Source organism: Candidatus Accumulibacter sp. ACC012 (genome assembly GCF_907163155.1).
Lineage (GTDB): Bacteria > Pseudomonadota > Gammaproteobacteria > Burkholderiales > Rhodocyclaceae > Accumulibacter > Accumulibacter delftensis.
The window spans coordinates 138,689-158,871 of sequence record NZ_CAJQUC010000005.1 but is presented as its reverse complement, the minus strand read 5'-3'; the positions used below and the strand labels follow the sequence as shown (position 1 = coordinate 158,871).

The following is a 20,183-nucleotide window of genomic DNA, read 5'->3' as shown; positions in this document are numbered from 1 at the left end:
AATTTGGCACGGCGCGCTGTCGATGTCGCGGAAGCGTATTGAGAGGATGGATGGCACCGGGCGCGCTGGCGCCGCCCTCAGGATGACGCTCCCAGAGCCTTGGCACGCAGGGCGCTGAGTTCCAGGCCGGCCGCCTCCGGTGCGAGTTGCGTCGGCCAGCCGCGCAGCTGCGTTTCGGCAATGTCGGCCAGGGCGCGAATCCAGTCGTCGCGGTCGTTGAGGCACGGCAGGTAGTGGAACTCCTTGCCGCCGCCGCCGAGGAACTCGGCGCGCCCTTCGATGGCTATCTCTTCGAGCGTCTCCAGGCAGTCGGCAGGGAAACCCGGACAGATCACATCGACCCGCTGCACACCCTCTTTACCGAGCGCCTTCAAAGTCGGCGCGGTATACGGCTGCAACCACTCGGCGCGACCGAAGCGCGACTGAAAGCAGATCTGATAGCGCCCCGCAGCAAGACCAAGCGCCTCGGCCAGCAAGCGGCCACTCTTCTGGCACTCGCAGTGGTAGGGATCGCCTTTGTCCAGGGTGTAGCGCGGCAGCCCATGAAAACTCATGATCAGCCGATACGAATCGCCCGGCTGCCCACTGCTCGCCCAATGCTCGCGAACACTGGCCGCGAGCGCCGCGATGTAGCCGGGATGGTCGGCGAAACTCCGGACCGAGCGCACTTCCGGCTGGTTGCGAACACTTTGTAACCAGCTGCAGGCGGCATCGATGGCGGTGGCGGTGGTACTTGCCGCGTACTGAGGGTAGAGCGGCAGCAGCAGAATCCGCGTACAGCCTGCGGCCTTGAGTCGCGAGAGGGTTGCCGCAATCGACGGCTCGCCGTAACGCATGGCGTAGTCGACGACCACCTGATGCCCTGCCTGTCCCAGGAAACCACGCAGCAGCTTCGCCTGCCGCTCGACATACACTTTCAGCGGCGAGCCAGCGGCCGTCCAGATCGACGCGTATTTTTCGGCCGACCGTCGCGGTCGCACTCTGAGAATGATCCCATTCAGGATCAGCCACCAGAGCGGGCGTGGAATCTCGACGACGCGCGCGTCGGAAAGAAATTCCTTGAGGTAGCGTCGCACCGCCGGCGCCGTCGGCTCGTCGGGTGTGCCGAGATTGATCAGCAAAACGGCAGTTCTTGCCGGCGAACCATGACCGTAAGCCGGCTCGGGGAGATAACGAGGCATCAGGAATTGGCCTGGTAAGAGAGCGCGGAAGAAAGTAGTTTGGCGGTGATATCGACGATCGGAATGACGCGGTCGTAGGCCATGCGGGTGGGACCAATCACACCCACCGAACCGACGATCTGACCGTCGACCTCGTAAGGCGCGGTAACCACACTGCATTCATCGAGGGGTGCCAGGCCCGATTCGCCGCCAATAAAGATCTGCACGCCGTCGGCGCGATGCGACAGATCGAGCAACTGCATCAGCGAAGTCCGCTGCTCGAAGAGGTCGAACAACTCGCGCAGCCGCTTCATGTTCGACGAGAACTCCTCGACTTCGAGCAGATTACGCTCACCCGAGATGATATAGCGCTCGTCCGTGCCCTTCATCGCCTCGTCACCGGCGGCCAGCGCGGCGGCCATCAGCGACTGCAGATCGCCACGCAAGCGCAGCAGCTCCTCCTGGACACGCAGGCGAATATGCTCGAAATCGCCACCGATGAAATGCTGGTTCAGGTAATTGGTTGCCGTAACCAGTTCCGACGGGGTATATGAGCGGCCGGGAAAGAGCAGGCGATTCTGCACGTCACCGTCGGCCGTCACCAGGATCAGCAGAATGCGCTTTTCCGACAGACTGACGAATTCGATCTGACGAATCCTCGGCACCCGCCGCCTGGGCGTCATGACGATACCCGCAAAGTGACTCAAGCCGGAGAGCAGGCGCGAAGCATTGCTGATCAGCTGCCGCGGTTGCGAGAGCAAAAGCTGCCCCTCGATGGCGTCAATCTTTTCTTTCTCGAGCGGCTCGACGGTGAGCAGGCTGTCGACGAAGAAACGGTAACCACGCGAGGTCGGCACACGTCCGGCCGAGGTATGCGGACTGGCGATCAGGCCATTCTCTTCGAGGTCAGCCATGACGTTACGCACGGTCGCTGCCGACAGGTCCAGGCCGGAGTACTTTGACAAGGCACGCGACCCGACCGGCAGCCCGTCCGCGATGTAACGTTCAATGAGCGTCTTGAGCAGCCTTCTGGCGCGTTCGTCTAGCATGGCTTGGATTCTACAAAAATTCCCCGCTCGCGGGGGCGCCGCGGATGAAAGCTGAATTGTGGTCTAATTGACGCCATGAACAATGTCTTTCCTCACGAATCGACCGATTGCGCGAATCTGCCCAAGACCATTGCGCTGATCGGCAAGTATCATAGTCAGGATATTGCCGAATCGATCCGCATGCTGGCCAGATACCTGCACGAACGCGGCATGACGGTCCTGATCGAGGAGGAAACTGCACGCAACGTCGTCTCGCAACTTGACCTGCGCAGCTGGGCGAGCGGCAGTTTTGCCTGGCTGGGCGCGCATGCCGATATGGCCATCGTGGCCGGCGGCGACGGCACCATGCTCAACGCCGCACGCCAGCTGGCCCGCTATCGCGTGCCCCTGGTCGGGGTCAACCAGGGGCGCCTGGGCTTCATGACCGACATCTCGCGCAACGACATGCTGGCGGCCATGGACGACCTGCTCGACGGCAAATTCGTTCCCGAAACGCGCATGCTCCTGGAAGCCGAGGTGCTGCGTGACGAACGCCCTGTCGGCGCCCCTCACCTGGCGCTCAACGACGTGGTCGTCGACAAGGGAGCCATCGGCCGAATGATCGAATTCGAGCTCTTCGTTGACAGCGAATTCATCTACCACCTGCGCGCGGACGGCCTGATTGTCGCCACCTCCACCGGCTCGACAGCCTACGCGCTATCGGCCAATGGCCCGATCCTGCATCCCCAGGTTTCGGCGATCGCGCTGGTCCCGCTTTGCCCGCATGCGCTGACCAACCGGCCGATCCTCGTTGGTGATCGCAACGAGATCGAGATCCGCATCGTTCATGGCACCGATTCGCGCGTGCACTTCGACGGCCAGGTGACAGTCGACCTCACGAACGGCGATTGCGTACGCATCCGTCGCTCCGAGTATTCGATCTGCCTGCTGCATCCACCCGGCCACAGCTACTTCGCCATGCTCCGTCAGAAGCTCCACTGGAGCGAGCGACCAAAGGAGCACTAGGCAATTCCTGCGACCACCCCATCATGCTACGCCGGCTGACAATTCGCGACTTTGTACTGGTCGATCGCCTTGAACTCGAGTTCCAGGGCGGTTTCGGCACGCTCACCGGAGAAACCGGCGCTGGCAAATCGATTCTTGTCGACGCGCTGGCGTTTGCCCTTGGCGAGCGCGCCGACGCCAGCCTGATACGCGCCGGCAGCGAACGCGCCGAGATTGGCGCCGAGTTTGATCTCGACCAGTCTCCGGCGGCCGCCGCATGGTTGCGAGAGCACGATATCGATAGCCAGGACGGTCTGCTGCTGCGCCGCGTGCTCGATGCCAACGGCCGCTCGCGCGCCTACCTGAACGGCTCGCCGGTCACCCAGGCGCAGCTCCGCGAGGTCGCCGAAGGATTGGTCGACATCCACGGTCAGCACGCCCACCAGTCGCTGCTGCGCGGCGACGCCCAACGCGCACTACTCGATTCGCACGCCCGGCTCGACGCCCTGCTGGCTGAAGTCGCCACCGCCTGGCGGCAATGGCGCGACGCCAGGAACCGCCTCGACGCCGCCGCCGAGGGCAGTGAAGCCTTGGCCGCCGAACGCGAGCAGCTGGATTGGCAACTGGGAGAATTGGCAGCGCTCGGCTTCTCGAGCGAAGAATGGCGGGCACTGAACGACGAGCACAAGCGCCTGGCACACGCAGCAAGCCTGGGTGAAGGCGCCCAGTTCGCGCTGCAGGTGCTCGCCGAAGGCGATGCAGCATGCGAAGCGCAAGTCGCCAGAGTCGCCAGTCGGCTCGATGGCCTCTCCGAATACGACCCCGCTCTCTCTGAAGTCGCCGTTCTGCTGCAGTCGGCGCAGGCGGAGCTCAGCGAAGCAATCTCGGCACTTCGCCGCTACGCCAACCGCGTCGAGCTTGATCCGCAGCGCCTGACGGACGTCGAAAGCCGCCTCGAAGCCGTCCTTGATTGTGCGCGAAAATTTCGCTGCACTCCGGACGAACTGCCGGCCTTGCTGGCGCGCTGGCAGGAGAGATTGGCGGTACTTGGTGATGCCGCCGACCTCGCCGGGCTGAGCGAACGCGTCGAAGCGGCGGCCAAGCATTACGGTGAACTGGCTCGGCGGCTGTCCGCCAGTCGCGCAAGCGCTGCCCTGGCCCTGGGCGGCGAAGTCAGCCAGGTGATGCAGCAACTGGCACTTGGCGGCGGCTGCTTCGACATCGCGCTGCTGCCGATCGAGGGCGGCAGCGCCGCCGGACTTGAGCAGATCGAGTTTCGCATTGCCGGGCTGGCCGGGAATGAGTCGCGCTCCCTGGCCAAGGTCGCCTCGGGCGGCGAGTTGTCGCGCATCAGCCTGGCCATCCAGGTAGTCACCAGTCAGGCGGCAAGCGTCCCGACACTGATCTTTGACGAGGTGGACGTGGGCATTGGCGGCGGCGTCGCCGAGGTCGTCGGCCGCCTCCTGCGCGAACTGGGTGCCGAACGACAAGTCCTTTGCGTGACGCATCTGCCGCAAGTCGCCGCACGCGCCAACTGGCAGTGGCAAGTCAGCAAGGTCTCCGAGGCCGGTCAGCTACGTAGCCGTGTCAGCACACTTGGAGCCGAAGCACGTATCGAAGAGATCGCCCGCATGCTGGGCGGCATAGAAATCACGCCGATCACTCGCCAGCACGCCAAGGAAATGCTGCAACTTCCCTGACCAGGAGAACAAGACCGAAGACCAGGCGCGAGGCGCACTCCGGAACGCCTTGCAGCGCTCACCGCCCGGACTCCAAACGCCTGCGCCGGGCCCCCGCGCAAGGGCTTCGCGTAACGAGTTCACCCTGAACGGCACGCGCTTCGGGAAATCTTGCGGGAAACCTGGCTTCCGGGACACCCGGGCGGTGGCGCTCGCCGCCCGGCGAGCAGCCAGCAGTTGACCACCTTCGTGAAAACCCGGATCACGTCCGGAAACGGCGCTACCAGCGGCGCCGCCAAGCCACCAAGCCAGGCTCAAACAGCCTTCTTGACCTTGCCTCTGGCTGCTTTTTTGAGGGATTTGAATTGTTCGGGGTCTTCCGCCTTCAGATACTCGACGACCTCGAAGTCCTCGCGCTTGAGGCGCTGAATATCGATTTGCTCGACATGCACCAGGCGCAGCAACTCACGTACCGGCTTTGGCATGTTGCGGCCACTCTCGTAGCGCGAACCACCACTTTGCGTCACGCCAATTTTTGACCAGAACTGCTGCTGATTGAGGCCAAGCTTGCGGCGAATTTCGCGAGGATCGACCCTCTCGACGACTTTGACGGTGCTCATAGCTATCCTTTCGTACGATGACTCTACGCGAACCAGCAGGCAACCCGCTTCCTGCCACAGATCGACACCCTCTGACCCAAGTAATACACGGCACACTATAGGCGAATCAAACAGAATTGCAAGTGGCATTTGATTAGAACATTTGACTAATGCCGATCGGCTCATCAGGGCCGGCGGCTCTTTGCCGCCGTGTCAAGCAATGCTTTAGAATAGCGGTTTTTTCGGACCTCGAATTGGATTGGCAATGGCACTGATAGTTCAGAAGTTCGGTGGTACGTCGGTGGCCTCGACGGATCGTATCAAAAGCGTCGCCAAACGCGTCGCTCGCTGGCAGGCGGCGGGGCACGACGTGATCGTCGTTCCGTCGGCAATGGCCGGCGAAACCAACCGCTTGATCGCCTTGGCCAAGGAGATCTCGCCCTCGCCCGACCCGCGCGAACTCGACGTCATCGCCTCGACCGGAGAACAGGTGACCATCGCGCTGCTGGCCATGGCCATGCATGCCGAAGGCCTTAAAGCCAGGAGTTTCACCGGCTCGCAAGTCACCGTGCTGACCGATAGCGCCTTTACCAAGGCGCGCATCCTCAAGATCGACGAAACGCGAATTCGCAAAGCCCTGGCCGAGGGCAACGTGGTCGTCGTCGCCGGCTTTCAGGGTGCCGATGAAGACGGCAACATCACCACTCTGGGCCGCGGCGGCTCGGACACCTCGGCCGTTGCGTTGGCCGCTGCACTGAAGGCTGACGAGTGCCAGATCTACACCGATGTCGACGGCGTCTACACCACCGACCCGCGCGTCGAGCCGGAAGCACGCAAACTGGACACCATCACTTTCGAGGAAATGCTCGAAATGGCCAGCCTCGGCTCCAAGGTGCTTCAGATCCGCTCGGTCGAATTCGCTGGCAAGTACAAAGTCAAACTGCGTGTGCTTTCGAGCTTCGAGGACGAAGGCGAGGGCACGCTGATCACTGTTGAGGAAAAAAGGACCATGGAAGAACCCGTCATTTCCGGCATCGCTTTCAATCGTGACGAAGCCAAGCTGACCATGCTCGGCGTTCCCGACCGCCCCGGCATCGCCTACCAGATCCTCGGGCCGATCGCCGACGCCAACATCGATGTCGACATGATCATCCAGAACATTGGCCGTGACGACACCACCGACTTTTCGTTCACCGTCCACCGCAGCGATTACAGCAAGGCCCTCGCCATCCTAGAAACCGTGCGGCAAAAGATCGGCGCCCGCGACCTCAGTGGCGACACGGGCACCTGCAAAGTCTCCGCCGTCGGCGTCGGCATGCGCTCGCACCCCGGAGTCGCCAGCAAGATGTTCGGCGCGCTGGCCAAGGAAGGCATCAACCTGCAAATGATCTCGACATCCGAAATCAAGATCTCGGTCGTCATCGAGGAAAAGTACCTTGAACTTGCCGTGCGCGTCCTGCACAAGGCCTTCGGCCTGGAGAAGCCGCCAAAGTCGAAGTTGGGTTTGACCGGACGTGACGAAACCGATATCATCACGCCCTCCTAGGAGACGTGGCCGAGAGGTCGAAGGCACTCCCCTGCTAAGGGAGCATGCGGGCATAAACCTGCATCAAGGGTTCGAATCCCTTCGTCTCCGCCAGGAACGTCGCAGCAAAGCTCTGCGACAAAAACGATCACCCCGCCGGACGCCGTGTTCTGCGGGGTTTTTCGTTTATACCTGTTGACCTCGCCCCCCCACAAATGTCATTTCTGGCCGATTTTGGCGTCTTACGGGCCGTTTCTCTCGAAACCCCGTGACTTCGCGAATTTAGTGTATAACTTTTACGTCGTTGTTTTTGCTTCAGAAACTGACATGGGCTGACGGGTCAGTTTTCGCGCATGTGCTTTGGGTCAGAGAGGTACTCCAACGCGAAATGGGGCTCATCTGGTGCGCTTTTCTAGTGGGATAATGGCCGCCGGCACAAGAACAACAACTGGCGAGTGATGGGGCAGAAACAGACCGTTAGCGTTGAGCAACTGGAGTCCCACCTCTGGGAGTCTGCCAACATCCTTCGCGGTCCAGTGGATGCGGCCGACTTCAAGACCTACATCTTCCCGCTGCTGTTCCTCAAGCGAATCTGCGATGTCTGGGACGAAGAGTATGACGAAATCGTCGCCGACACCGGTGATGCCGAACTGGCCTGGTTCCCCGAGTCGCACCGCTTCCAGATTCCCGACGAATGCCACTGGAACGAGGTACGCGCCGTCGCCAGCAACGTCGGCAATGCCCTGCAGCGGGCGATGCGCGAGATCGAGAAGGCCAACCCCGACACCCTCTACGGTGTCTTCGGCGACGCTCAGTGGACGAACAGGGAGCGGCTGTCAGACGCCCTGCTCAAAGACCTGATCGAGCACTTCTCCCGGCTTTCCTTCGGCAATCTCGACATCAGCAGCGATGTCGTCGGCGATGCCTACGAATACCTGATCAAGAAATTCGCCGACGCCACCAACAAGAAGGCCGGCGAGTTCTACACCCCGCGCAGCATTGTCCGCTTGATGATCGACATGCTCGATCCGCGCGAGGGCGAGACCATCTACGACCCGGCCTGCGGAACCGGCGGCATGCTGCTTGCTGCCGTGCAGCACGTCAGGGACCGGCACGGTGACGTGAAGCGGCTGTGGGGCAAGCTCTTCGGCCAGGAGAAGAACCTCACCACTTCGTCGATCGCGCGCATGAACCTCTTCCTGCACGGTATCGAGGACTTCCAGATCGTGCGCGGCGACACCCTGCGCAAGCCGGTCTTCTTCGACGGCGATCGCCTCGCCAATTTCGACTGCGTGCTCGCCAATCCACCGTTTTCCCTCGAAAAATGGGGCGAAGAACTGTGGATCAAGGATCCCTTCGGGCGTAACTTCGCCGGCCTGCCCCCATCTAGTTCGGGTGACTTCGCCTGGGTGCAGCACATGGTGAAGTCGATGGCTGCGGTCACCGGACGCATGGCTGTCGTGCTGCCGCAGGGTGCGCTGTTTCGCAAAGGCGCCGAGGGGGCTATTCGCCAGAAACTGCTGCAGATGGACCTGATCGAGGCGGTCATCGGTCTGGCGCCCAACCTCTTCTATGGCACCGGTCTCGCTGCATGCATTCTCGTCCTGCGCCAGAAGAAGCCCCGTCAACGCCGCCAGAAAGTCCTGATTGCCGACGCCTCGCGCCTGTTCCGACGTGGCCGGGCACAGAACTACCTGCAAGCCGAGCACGCCCTGGAGATTCAAGGCTGGTTCCAGACATTCGAAGATGTGCCGGATGCCGCTCGGGTGGTCAGCCTCGATGAGATCAAGGCCGAAGACTGGACACTCAACATCTCGCGCTACGTGTTGCCACCCCTGCAGGACGACATCCCGCCGCTGCCGGAAGCCATCGCGGCGTTCAAGGCGGCACTCGCCCGTTGCCGTGAGGCCGAAGACCTTCTGACCAGGGTCATGACCGAGGGAGGCTGGCTGCAATGAAGTTCAGGAAATACATCTGCCCCGCCTGCCGGCAGAAGACCGGCGTCGATATCCTCTATGGATACCCCGCCTACGAAGCATTCGAAATGGCCGAACGCGGTGAAGTGGCGCTCGGCGGCTGCTGCATCGACCTGGAAGGACCGGAGCGCAGGTGCACCGCGTGCGCGCACGAGTGGCGGATCACGCGCCGGGAGGTGAAACTTGTCTGAGCGCATCACCCAGCAGGCACTCGAATCCTACCTCTGGGGTGCAGCGGTCCTCCTGCGTGGGCTGATCGACGCCGGCGACTACAAGCAGTTCATCTTCCCGCTGCTCTTCTTCAAGCGCGTCTCGGATACCTGGGACGAAGAATATCAGGCGGCCCTGGCCGGTTCCGATGGCGATCTCTCCTATGCCGAGTTCGCCGAGAACCACCGCTTCCAGATCCCGGAGGGTGCGCACTGGAATGATGTCCGTCAGCAGCCGAAGAATGTCGGCCAGGCCATCCAGACCGCACTACGCCAGCTGGAGGCCGCCAACCCTGACCTGCTCGCCGGCATTTTCGGCGATTCCCCGTGGACCAACCGCGAGCGCCTGCCCGACGCGACGCTCAAGAACCTGATCGAGCACTTCTCCACCCAGACCCTGTCGGTCGCCAACGTCCCCGAGGACGAACTCGGCAATGCCTACGAATTCCTGATCAAGAAGTTCGCCGACGACTCGGGCCACACCGCCGCCGAGTTCTACACCAACCGCACCGTCGTCCATCTGATGACGCAACTACTCGCCCCCCAGGCCGGCGAATCAATCTACGACCCGACCTGCGGCACCGGCGGCATGCTCATATCGGCGCTGGTCGAAGTGAAGCGCAGCGGCGGCGAATACCGCACGCTCAAACTCTACGGGCAGGAGCGCAACCTTATCACCTCGGGCATTGCCCGCATGAACCTCTTCCTGCACGGCGTAGAAGACTTCCAGATCATCCGCGGCGATACCCTGGCCGACCCAAGGCATATCGAGGGCGGCGGCCTGCGCAAGTTCGACGTGGTCCTCGCCAATCCACCCTATTCGATCAAGCAATGGAATCGGGCGGCGTGGGAGACGGACAGCTGGGGCCGCAATTTCCTCGGCACGCCACCGCAAGGCCGCGCCGACTACGCTTTCCAGCAACACATCCTCGCCAGCCTCAGTGCCAAGGGCCGCTGCGCCGTCCTCTGGCCGCATGGCGTGCTGTTCCGCAATGAAGAGCAAGCCATGCGCACCAAAATGGTCGAGCAGGACTGGGTCGAGGCGGTGATCGGTCTGGGACCGAACCTCTTCTACAACTCGCCGATGGAAGCCTGCATCGTCGTCTGCGGGCGCCGGAAAGCAGCGGCGCGCAAGGGCAAAGTGTTGTTCATCGACGCCCTGCATGCGGTCACGCGGGAGCGCGCGCAGAGCTTTCTGAAGCCAGAGCATCAGCAGCGAATCCTACATGCCTACCAGGCCTTCATCGACGTGGCGGGCTTTGCGAAGGTCGCCACGCTTGCGGAAATCGGCGCCAACGCCGGCAATCTGTCGATTCCGCTCTATGTGAAAAAGGTAGCGGCAAACGCCGATGGCGATGGGCAGCCCGCGAGCCTGCCCGCGGCCTGGGAGCAATGGCAAAGCGACGGCCGGGTCTTCTGGCAGCAGATGGACACGCTGGTCGAGACGCTTGACCAACTTGCCACCGAGGGTGACGCCAATGCGTAACGCAAGCGACCTCTTCTCTGAACTCAATGCAGTCGACGAGTCCATCCAGATCGAAGCCAAACGTGCCAGCGAGATCGGCAAGTCGATCATGCAAACCGTCATCGCCTTTGCCAACGAGCCCGGTCTCGGCGGCGGCTACCTGCTTCTCGGGGCGGACTGGAAAACCGACGAGAAAGGCGACGTTGTGTACTGGCCTCTCGGCCTGGCCGACCCTGACAAGATCCAGCGCGACCTGGCCAGCCAATGCGCGAGCACATTGAACGTCGCTGTGCGTCCAGAAATGCAGATGGAAATGGTGGACGGGCGCGCCGTCCTGGTCGTCTTCGTGCCAGAGTCCGATGTCAGCCAGAAGCCGGTTTATGTCAAAGCGACCGGTTTGCCGCGTGGCGCCTATCGGAGGATTGGCTCTACCGATCAGCACTGTGTCGATGAAGACCTATGGGTGCTACGCGGAGAAACGCAACCGCAAACCGGTCCGGACATGGCCGTCATCGCGGATGCCTCTCGCGACGATATCGACCCTCAGGCGGTCGCCGAATACCGCCGGCTGCGAGTCGAGGCCAACCCCGGAGCAGAAGAACTCGCCTATGGCGACGACGATTTGCTGGAAGCGATCTGCGCACTGCGCCGCGTCAATGGCGAACTGAAGCCGACCATCGCCGGTGTGGTGATGTTCGGCAAGGCGCTGGCGCTGCGGCGCCTGATGCCAGCACTGCGCGTGGATTACATCCGGGTGCCCGGTACGCAGTGGGTCGATGACCCGGACAATCGCTTCGTCACAACACTTGATGTTCGCAAGCCCTTGTTGCTCGCCCTACGACAAGTGCAAAACACGATCCTCGACGAACTGCCTAAAGGCTTTCGCCTGGATGAAGGCGAACTGCAAAGCCGGCAAGAACCGCTCCTTCCCCGGAAAGTCATCCGTGAGGCTCTGGCCAACGCCACCATGCATCGTAGCTACCATATCCACAGCCCGGTGCAGATCATCCGGTATAGCAATCGGATCGAAGTCATCAATCCAGGTTTCTCGCTGAAGGATGTCGCCGACCTGGGCAAACCGGGCTCGCGCCTGCGCAACCCAGCCATTGCCGCCGTACTGCACGACCTCCACTGGGCGGAAACCAAGGGCTCGGGTATTCGCACCATGCGCCGGCTGTCTGCTGGAGCGGGCCTGCCCCTACCGGAGTTCAGTTCGGATCGCCAGAGAAACGAGTTCAAGGCTATCCTGTTCCTGCACCACCTGCTGACCGAAGAAGATTACCGCTGGCTCAAGTCCGTTGTTGGTGAAACGCTCAATCCTGAAGAAGCCAAGGTATTGATCTACGCTCGCGAAACCGGCGCTGTGGACAACACTGCCTGCCGGGATTTTTCGGGGCTGGATACCTTATCCGCCAGTTTGGTGCTGCGTCGCCTGCGTGACCGAGGCCTGCTGGAGAAACAGGGGAGTGGCAGCCGCACGTATTACACACTACAGAATCCAGAAGCGGTTCCCGACCTGCATCCTGAACAGGCTCGCTTACCGTTCGACACCGACCCTAAACTTCTTGAAGGTGGCAAGTTCAACGATGAAGGTGGTAAGTTGCAACGTGCCGACTTACCACCTGAGCTTGCCACCCGCCTCCCGAAAGCGGGGCAGCGTCTGAGCGCCAATGCCTTGCGCACACTGATTCGCACCCTGTGCCGCTGGCGCGCCTTGCGCGGCGAAGAACTTGCCACCCTGCTGGGCAAGGATCTCAAGTATCTGCGCAACAGGCACTTGAGCGACATGGTGCACATCGGGCAGCTGAGCCTGCTCTACCCGGAGTCGCCCAATCACCCGCACCAGGCCTACGTGCTGCCAACCAACGATGGAGAAGCCAATCATGGGTGAGAAGCCTCTGAAGCCGGGCTGGCGCAAGGTGAAGTTCGGCGAAGTAGTGCGCCTGTCCAAGGCGCGCTGTGCCGAGCCTCTGGCCGATGGCCTCGATCGATTTGTCGGCCTGGAGCATCTTGAGCCCGGAGATCTGCGGATTCGCCGTTGGGGCAATGTGGTGGACGGGGTGAGCTTCACCAGCGTCTTCAAGCCAGGCCAAGTGCTATTCGGTAAGCGCCGTGCCTATCAGCGCAAGGTGGCATTGGCCGACTTCGCTGGCGTGTGCTCCGGCGACATCTACGTGCTGGAGAGTAAGGACGCGCAGTTCCTGCTGCCAGAGCTGCTGCCTTTCATTTGCCAGACCGATGCATTTCTTGATCACGCGGTGGGCACATCGGCCGGATCGCTGAGTCCGCGCACGAACTGGACGAGCCTGTCGGATTTCGAGTTTTCGATTCCCGCTGGCGAACTCGACCAGAGCGGCCTTTGCTCACTACTTTCGGCTATGCAGGCTTCAATTGATTCGACGGTGGAGTGCAGGTCTGCCGCGCAGATCGCGCTGGACGCATATCTAGCCCGGATGTTGCACAAACGCTGCCCTGTGCCTCCCCCGGGGCTTGACTACGCATTTTTCGATTTCCAGGCGATAGTTCCCCCGACCCCGCAAGCGGGGAGAAGCGTGAGAAGTGGTTGATGGTCAGGGTGGGTGGCTGCCTCTCGTGGGCCAGACGTGGCGTGTTCATGGCGAAGCCGGCATGGGGCGCATCCGCTTGGCGGGGTAAAGCCTCTTGCAGAGCTGTGCCAGCAGCCCCTTGAGCGGGCAACTGCTGGGTAGCTGCAGCAGCACCCGGTCCTTGTACTGTTTGACGCGGACGGCGATCTTGAACAGCGCGAGGATGACGGTCTTGGGCTGTGCCGTCGCCAACGGCGTGCCTTGCAGCCCCAGGTGGCGCAGTTGCTGATGCAGAACGTAGGCCGCGGCGCTCAGCAGCAGGCGAGCGAAGTTGGCGAGGAAGGACGAAGCGGATGTCCGATCCGATTTCAGATCGCTTTTCACTTGCTTGATCAAATTCTCAGCCTGGCCGCGGCCACAGTAGTCCTGTTGGTAAAGCGTCCGCGGCGAGGGGCCACGCAAGGAGGTGACCACGTAGCGCTGATTGTCCTTGGCAGGCGTGATCGCGCTACCGGTCAGGACTTCGGCCTTGAGCACCACCCGGAAGGCGCGCGGCCAGGAGCGCGCCTGGTAGTCGAATTCACCGAAATGGCGCACCGCCGCGGCGGCCGGGCGCAGGCCCCGGGCGGCCAGCGCCCGATTCAAGGCGGCGTGTGCGCGCACGTTCTTCATCAAGCCCTCGGCCTGGCGCGTGAGGACCGGGTTGCCGGCCAGGCCGAAGATGAAATCTGCATTGCCATCGGCCTGAATCAACGCCATCAACTCGGGATTGGAGAAATGGCCGTCGCCACGTAGCAGGATATGGGTCTGCGGCCAGTGGCGCCGCAACACGGTGAGCACCCGCTTCATGATCATGGCGTTCTCGGCGCCGGTCGGGCGTTTGCCGGGGCGCAGGACGGCGCTCACCAGAGCGCCGGAGTGGGCCTCGAACACCAACAAGGGCAGGTAACAGTGGTGGCCGTAGTGGTGATTGTAGAAAGACAGGGCCTGCTGGCCATAGGTGGCATCGTCGGTGTGATCCAGATCCAGCGTGATCGTGCGCGGCGCTTCGGCGTAGCCAGCGATGAATTGCTCGACCAGAGCCTGCGCCAGTCGGTAGATGTCGCTTCGTCGCACGGCGCCCTCCAGACGCGAGAAGGTGGCACCGCTGGCCAGCGCCTGCTCGGCATCGAGCGGTGCCCGCCCGGCTGCCAGCTTGAACAGCGGGTCATGACGCAGGGCGTTGGCGTCGTTGCCGTCCTCATAGCCGCAGGCAATCTGAAAGACGCGCTGCGTCAGCAAATCGCGCAGCGGGTGGGTGATGTAACGAGGATCGCGGGAATCGGCAATCGCCCCGGTCAGGCGATCGATCAGGCCGATGCGACGATCGACGGCGCTCAGCACCAAGGCGCCCAGGTCCGAGGACACCTCACCGGCGCTGAAATCGGCGCGAACCGTGAAGCCCGCAGCGGGCGGGAGGTGGAGTTGTTCCGGGGTAAAATCCAAGGCTGGGCGAGTAGTGGTAGGCATTTTTTACGAACTGGTTTCTATAGAACTCCAATTGTATCAAATGTTTACGTGCTTACTCGCCCTCTTTATGCAACATCCAGGCTAGATGAAACATTTGAATCGATTGAGAGCTTGGTACCGCTTCAATCTATGTCTAAAGCAATCGTTCGTGGAATCGACAGCCCCGGCCCCGACGTCGACGATGGGGTTCCATACGTTCGCATAGCAGAAATGACAGGCCCTGAGGGCATTCTGCTTTCAAACCTCAAGCGGACATCAAAGAAAATTGCTGATGAGCACCCGGAATCCTGCCTAGTCAGTGGTGACATCGTCGTCGCTTTGAGAGGCGTAGTCGGTCTGCCAGTTCGAGTTCCAAGTGAGGCTGAAGGAGCGAACCTGTCGCGTGGAACAGCCCGGGTATCCGTGCTAAATGAACATTCCTCTGAATACGTTTACTGGGCACTTCGAAGCCCCAGAGTACGGAAAGAGATCCTTAGATTCGCTACAGGCTGGAAGGGTGAAGACCTTAGAGAAATCACTTTGAAAGAGCTTAGGGCCTTGCGGGTGCCCAGCCTGCCAAGAGGGAAACAGGAATATGTTGCGACAACAGCAGAGGCGCTCGCCGCCGCGATACGTGCCGCGACTGGACGCTTGGTATCGGCGAGCAGCTTGCTCCGTACATTCTTGAATACTGCAATGTGAGGGGCGATATGTTTACAGAAGCCAACACCGTCGAAGCCTACCTCCACGACCTCCTCGCCGGGCCGGCCAAGCGCATTCCGCCCCACACCTTTCAGCAACCCGAAACCACCTATGGCCGCAGCCGTGGAGGCCTCGGTTGGCACCGCATCGCCGCCGCCGACGTTCCCCGCCAGACCCAGGAAGTACTGGTCGAACCCTGGGTGCGCGAAGCGCTGATTCGCCTCAACCCGGAAATTACCGCCGATCCGGAACTGGCCGACCAGGTGCTCTACAAGCTACGCGCGATCATCCTTTCGGTGCGCTCCGATGGCTTGATTCGCGCCAACGAGGAATTCACGGCCTGGTTGCGCGGCGAGCGTTCGATGCCCTTCGGCCAGAACAACGAGCATGTGCCGGTGCGGCTGATCGACTTCGACGGCCTGGCGAACGCGCTCGACGAGAACCACTATGTCGTCACCCAGCAGTTCACCTACCGTGCCGGCAGCGCCGAGCGACGGGCCGACCTGGTGCTGTTGGTCAATGGCTTCCCGCTGGTGCTGATCGAGGCCAAGACGCCAACACGGGCAGCGGTCACCTGGGTCGATGGCGCGGTGCAGGTGCATGACGACTACGAGAGGTTCGTGCCGGAGCTCTTCGTCTGCAACGTTTTTTCGGTGGCCACCGAGGGCAAGGAGTTTCACTACGGTTCGCTCGGCCTGCCGGTCAAGGATTGGGGGCCGTGGCATCTGGAGTCGCCCGCAACCCCGACAGCAGCGAGCGACGGCAGCAAGCTGAAAACCGTGCAGCGCGCGGTCGAGAGCATGCTGCGCCCGCATGTGGTGCTCGACATCCTGGCGAGTTTCACGCTGTTCGCCACCGACAAGAAGAAGCGCCGCTCCAAAGTGATCTGCCGTTACCAGCAATACGAGGCGGCGAACAAGATCGTCGAACGGGTACTGGCGGGCACGCCAAAGAAGGGCCTGATCTGGCATTTTCAGGGGTCCGGCAAGTCGCTGCTGATGGTCTTCGCGGCGCAGAAGCTGCGCCTGCACCCGGCGCTGCGCAACCCAACGGTCATCATCGTCGTCGATCGCGTCGACCTCGATACCCAGATTACCGGCACGTTTACCGGCGCCGACATCCCCAACCTCGAAAAGGCCGAGACGCGGGACAGGCTGCAGCAACTGCTGGCGCAGGATGTGCGCAAGATCATCATCACCACGATCTTCAAGTTCGGCGAGGCCGACGGCGTCCTGAACCAACGGCACAACATCATTGCCCTGGTCGATGAAGCGCACCGCACGCAGGAAGGCGACCTCGGGCGCAAGATGCGTGATGCCCTGCCCAATGCCTTCCTCTTCGGCCTGACCGGAACACCGATTAATCGCCTCGACCGCAACACTTTCTATGCTTTCGGCGCCGATGAGGATGACAAGGGCTACCTCAGTCGCTACGGCTTCGAGGCCTCGATCCGCGATGGGGCGACGCTCAAGCTTCACTTCGAACCGCGCTTGCTGGAACTGCATATCGACAAGGCCTCCATCGACACCGCCTTCAGGGAAATGACCGGCGGCCTCTCGGACCTCGATCGCGACAGTCTCGGCAAGACGGCCGCCAAGATGGCCGTCCTCGTCAAAACGCCGGAGCGCATCCGGCGGGTGTGCGAGGACATCGTTCAGCACTTCCAGAGCAAGGTCGAGCCGAACGGCTTCAAGGGCCAGATCGTCACCATCGACCGTGAGTCCTGCCTACTCTACAAGGCCGAACTCGACAGGCTGTTGCCGCCAGAGGCTTCGGCAGTGGTCATGACGGTCAATGCCAACGAGCCCGAGCGCAGGGCCTTTGCGCATAGCCGTGACGAAGAGGAACGGCTGCTCGACCGCTTCCGTGACGCCAGGGACCCGCTGCAACTGCTGATCGTCACATCCAAGCTGCTCACCGGCTTCGATGCGCCGATCCTGCAGGCCATGTATCTCGACAAGCCGCTACGCGACCACACGCTGTTGCAGGCAATCTGCCGAGTCAATCGCACCTACTCCGAGCAAAAGACCCACGGTCTGATCATCGATTATCTTGGCATTTTCGACGATGTGGCGAAGGCGCTGGAGTTCGACGACAAGAGCATGGCTGCGGTGGTGTCGAACATCCAGGAACTCAAGGATCGGCTACCGGAGGCCATGCAGAAGTGTCTGGCCTTCTTTGCCGGCGTCGATCGCACCATCGAAGGCTACGAGGGCCTGATTGCTGCGCAGCAATGTCTGCCCAACAACGCGGCGCGCGACAACTTCGCCGCCGAGTACAGCGTACTGGGCAGGCTGTGGGAAGCGATTTCGCCTGACACTCTCCTGGGCCAATACGAGACGGACTACAAGTGGCTGTCGCAGGTGTATCAGTCGGTGCAGCCTTCCAGCGGTCACGGCCGGCTGATCTGGCACGCCCTCGGCGCCAAGACCATCGAGCTGATCCACCAGAACGTGCATGTCGATGCCGTGCGCGATGATCTTGACACCCTGGTTCTCGATGCCGACCTGCTGGAAGCGGTGCTCTCCAACCCGGACCCCAGGAAAGCCAAGGAAATCGAGATCAAGGTCGCCCGGCGCCTGCGCAAGCATCTCGGCAACCCTAAATTCAAGGCGCTGTCGGAACGTCTGGATGCCCTGCGTGATCGCTTCGAGTCCGGCGTGCTGAACAGTGTCGAATTCCTCAAGCAGCTCCTTCAGATCGCCAGGGAGGTGTTGCAGGCCGAAAAGGAGACACCGCCCGAGGGAGACGTCGATCGCGGCAAGGCGGCGCTCAGCGAACTGTTCAACGAGGTCAGGACCGCCAACACGCCGATCGTCGTCGAGCGGGTGGTCGCCGACATCGACGAAATCGTTCGCCTGGTGCGCTTCCCCGGCTGGCAGGACACCCTATCCGGCGAGCGGGAAATCAAGAAGGCGCTACGCAAGTCGCTATTCAAGTACAAGCTGCATGCCGATGAGGAACTGTTTGAGAAGGCCTACAGCTACATCCGACAGTACTACTGATGGGAGGCGCAGTGGAAATACAGTCACGTCCTGGATGGCTACTCATTTCGAATTGTAGAATCAAGTGAACCAACCGCCCTTAATGAGAACTGAAATGCGGAGTCGAAATCGTGCGATTGTGCAAACGGTGCTTTCAGGATCACCGGCCGCGGCAGTCGCGCGACAATTCGGCGTATCAAAAAGTCGCTGCTACCAACTCGTGCATTCGGTTTGTAGCCGACTTGATCCAGAGTTGTACGCGTCGCTACAAACACCGGGGAAGCGCCTTGTGCCGATAGCCACTTTATGTGAATTTGCCGAGGCATTTCTTGAGCGTCTGGATGTGGATGATGATTCGGTAACACGAGACAGCCCTATCCATAGGCTGACAAAGCTTTCCACCATCACGCTGCACGCCTTGACCAGTGTGGATATCCAGACGGTTGGCGACTTGATGAACTGCAATGTCGATTATCTGAACAAGATACCGCTACTGGGCAAAGAAGGAATTCGACGGATTCATGAATCCCTCCGGTCTATCAAAGTCACCTGAATTTTCTCGGGAAATCACTACCTGATGGGCAAGCGCAACCTCACCTACACGGGGATCACGCGCGGCAAGAGGCTGGTGGTGCTGGTCGGATAGAAGAGAGCGTTGGCGATGGCGGTGAAGGGAAAACAGGTAAAACCGCGCTGGTCGAAACTGCGACGGCGGCAATTTGTTCTTCGTTCATCTTCTCCCCCTGTGTTCAGTGTTCAGCGCATAACCCAGGCCAGAACTCATGGTACAGCATGACCTGCTCATATCCGGCTTGCCAGTGTGTGCCTGTTTCATGCCGGTCATCGCCGTGAATGGACCAATAGCGCGTCGCCGGTTTCGCTTGCCGCTTGCCAATGTGTTGCTCAGTCCTTCAAGAATCGCTTTGACGACGAGCTCGGCATCTTTGGCGCTGAGTTGCGGCAAGCGAGCGGCAAGCCGGGCGATGAGTTGGCAACGGATCATTCCGGCATTCTACTTGGTCCGTATTTGTAGGCGGCCCGCTCTGCGGTCATGGACCGGGCTCGTCGAATAATCGGTTCAGATCATGGCTCCACGCGCACGATCCATCCTTATTCGCTGGGGTTCACCATACTTCGCCGGGGTTCACCATACCAGCAAGAAAGACCGCAATGACTGATGGTCGCGCATCACGGGGATACCATCGAAAGGTAAGGCGGGGGCGCCCGGCACGATGTAGGCAGCAATCTTTTTGTTGCGCTCGCTTGCTACCAGCAACTACGCTCGGACCTCGTCGGAACGGAGACCATTCTGGGACCAGACCACGAGTACGCGCGTAGATGCCAGTAGCGCCAGACCCACGATAGCCTCGTAGCTGTCAGCGCCCCCGGTCCGAAGGCTGTGATAGGAAGGGTCGACGAACATATGTCCGCAGATCCACCAGATCGAATCCCGTCTAGCTACTGCCCTCGACCGTGCCCTTCAAGGAAGCGTGGAACTACGCGCTAGCCAATTCACCACCCGGTTTGCTGTCGGCGCTCGATGGCGCAGTGCTGGAGCGCTGGGCGAACTGCTCGGGGCTGTACCGCGATGCACTCTCCAAGATCAACAAGGCCGGCGTCCCTGGGATGATCATCAAGACCCCCAGCGGCATCCTGCGGCGCTCGCCCCTGATGGACGTGATCCGGGATCTGGCGTTGAAGATGAAGGGTTACGAGGCCGAGATGGGATTCACCCCGGCGGCCCGCTCACGCATCTCGCTCCCCGCTGAATCGACGACCGAGTCGGATCCCTGGTCGGAGATTGCCGGCTGATGCGC

General features: G+C 61.3%; 16 protein-coding genes, 1 tRNA gene and 1 pseudogene. 13 read left to right on the top strand and 5 right to left on the bottom strand.

Going from position 1 to position 20,183, the window contains the following annotated elements:
* Positions 1-77: 77 nt before the first annotated feature.
* Both hemH and hrcA read right to left on the bottom strand, forming a co-directional pair.
* On the bottom strand, positions 78-1,181 hold the full coding sequence (hemH, locus tag QZ648_RS08320) for a ferrochelatase (RefSeq protein WP_169066898.1): 1,104 nt from the start codon (positions 1,179-1,181) through the stop codon (positions 78-80).
* Positions 1,181-2,209 (bottom strand): heat-inducible transcriptional repressor HrcA, encoded by a 1,029-nt coding sequence (gene hrcA, locus QZ648_RS08315; RefSeq protein ID WP_169066899.1) that lies wholly within the window; start codon positions 2,207-2,209, stop codon positions 1,181-1,183. Before hrcA ends, hemH begins: the two co-directional genes overlap by 1 nt.
* 75 nt (positions 2,210-2,284) lie before the next feature.
* Between hrcA and QZ648_RS08310 the strand changes: the two genes are divergently transcribed.
* Together QZ648_RS08310 and recN are read left to right on the top strand one after the other, a co-directional pair.
* Complete coding sequence (locus QZ648_RS08310; protein ID WP_169066900.1) at positions 2,285-3,214, top strand: NAD kinase; 930 nt, start codon at positions 2,285-2,287, stop codon at positions 3,212-3,214.
* Between the two features lie 23 nt (positions 3,215-3,237).
* Positions 3,238-4,893: a DNA repair protein RecN gene (recN, locus tag QZ648_RS08305; protein WP_291996686.1), complete on the top strand. Its 1,656-nt coding sequence runs from the start codon at positions 3,238-3,240 to the stop codon at positions 4,891-4,893.
* A 293-nt stretch (positions 4,894-5,186) separates the two neighbouring features.
* Here recN and QZ648_RS08300 read toward each other — a convergent pair whose 3' ends face one another.
* The gene (locus QZ648_RS08300; protein ID WP_291996685.1) at positions 5,187-5,492 is read right to left on the bottom strand and encodes a helix-turn-helix domain-containing protein; all 306 of its coding nucleotides are present in this window, start codon (positions 5,490-5,492) and stop codon (positions 5,187-5,189) included.
* Between the two features lie 244 nt (positions 5,493-5,736).
* Here QZ648_RS08300 and QZ648_RS08295 point away from each other — a divergent pair, with 244 nt between their 5' ends.
* The 7 genes from QZ648_RS08295 to QZ648_RS08265 all read left to right on the top strand — a co-directional run bounded on the left by QZ648_RS08295 (position 5,737) and on the right by QZ648_RS08265 (position 13,213).
* On the top strand, positions 5,737-7,017 hold the full coding sequence (locus QZ648_RS08295) for an aspartate kinase (protein ID WP_291996684.1): 1,281 nt from the start codon (positions 5,737-5,739) through the stop codon (positions 7,015-7,017).
* Positions 7,017-7,110 (top strand) — tRNA-Ser (locus QZ648_RS08290). The genes QZ648_RS08295 and QZ648_RS08290 overlap by 1 nt, the downstream gene beginning before the upstream one ends.
* 344 nt (positions 7,111-7,454) lie before the next feature.
* A complete protein-coding gene (locus tag QZ648_RS08285) occupies positions 7,455-8,954 on the top strand; it encodes a class I SAM-dependent DNA methyltransferase (RefSeq protein ID WP_291996683.1) in 1,500 nt (499 codons plus the stop codon).
* The gene (locus tag QZ648_RS08280; protein ID WP_291996682.1) at positions 8,951-9,163 is read left to right on the top strand and encodes a hypothetical protein; all 213 of its coding nucleotides are present in this window, start codon (positions 8,951-8,953) and stop codon (positions 9,161-9,163) included. The genes QZ648_RS08285 and QZ648_RS08280 overlap by 4 nt, the downstream gene beginning before the upstream one ends.
* Positions 9,156-10,667, top strand: coding sequence for a class I SAM-dependent DNA methyltransferase (locus QZ648_RS08275; protein WP_291996681.1), 1,512 nt, complete (start codon positions 9,156-9,158; stop codon positions 10,665-10,667). The genes QZ648_RS08280 and QZ648_RS08275 overlap by 8 nt, the downstream gene beginning before the upstream one ends.
* On the top strand, positions 10,660-12,537 hold the full coding sequence (locus QZ648_RS08270) for an ATP-binding protein (RefSeq protein WP_291996680.1): 1,878 nt from the start codon (positions 10,660-10,662) through the stop codon (positions 12,535-12,537). Before QZ648_RS08275 ends, QZ648_RS08270 begins: the two co-directional genes overlap by 8 nt.
* On the top strand, positions 12,530-13,213 hold the full coding sequence (locus QZ648_RS08265) for a hypothetical protein (protein ID WP_291996679.1): 684 nt from the start codon (positions 12,530-12,532) through the stop codon (positions 13,211-13,213). Before QZ648_RS08270 ends, QZ648_RS08265 begins: the two co-directional genes overlap by 8 nt.
* A gap of 45 nt (positions 13,214-13,258) precedes the next feature.
* Here the strand turns inward: QZ648_RS08265 and QZ648_RS08260 are convergent, their stop codons facing one another.
* A complete protein-coding gene (locus tag QZ648_RS08260) occupies positions 13,259-14,701 on the bottom strand; it encodes an IS1380 family transposase (RefSeq protein ID WP_169068687.1) in 1,443 nt (480 codons plus the stop codon).
* Between the two features lie 689 nt (positions 14,702-15,390).
* On the opposite strand from QZ648_RS08260, the gene QZ648_RS08255 reads away from it, so the two are divergent.
* The 3 genes and pseudogenes from QZ648_RS08255 to QZ648_RS08245 form a co-directional block, all read left to right on the top strand.
* A complete protein-coding gene (locus QZ648_RS08255) occupies positions 15,391-18,387 on the top strand; it encodes an HsdR family type I site-specific deoxyribonuclease (protein WP_291996678.1) in 2,997 nt (998 codons plus the stop codon).
* A gap of 94 nt (positions 18,388-18,481) precedes the next feature.
* The gene (locus tag QZ648_RS08250; protein ID WP_291996677.1) at positions 18,482-18,919 is read left to right on the top strand and encodes a DNA-directed RNA polymerase subunit alpha C-terminal domain-containing protein; all 438 of its coding nucleotides are present in this window, start codon (positions 18,482-18,484) and stop codon (positions 18,917-18,919) included.
* A 15-nt stretch (positions 18,920-18,934) separates the two neighbouring features.
* Positions 18,935-19,162 (top strand): annotated as a pseudogene (locus QZ648_RS08245) (hypothetical protein); the annotation flags it as partial.
* Here the strand turns inward: QZ648_RS08245 and QZ648_RS08240 are convergent.
* The gene (locus QZ648_RS08240) at positions 19,097-19,369 is read right to left on the bottom strand and encodes an HU family DNA-binding protein (protein WP_291996676.1); all 273 of its coding nucleotides are present in this window, start codon (positions 19,367-19,369) and stop codon (positions 19,097-19,099) included. The pseudogene QZ648_RS08245 and the gene QZ648_RS08240 overlap by 66 nt on opposite strands.
* 470 nt (positions 19,370-19,839) lie before the next feature.
* Here QZ648_RS08240 and QZ648_RS08235 point away from each other — a divergent pair, with 470 nt between their 5' ends.
* Positions 19,840-20,178, top strand: coding sequence for a P27 family phage terminase small subunit (locus QZ648_RS08235; protein ID WP_291996675.1), 339 nt, complete (start codon positions 19,840-19,842; stop codon positions 20,176-20,178).
* The last annotated feature ends 5 nt before the right edge of the window (positions 20,179-20,183 follow it).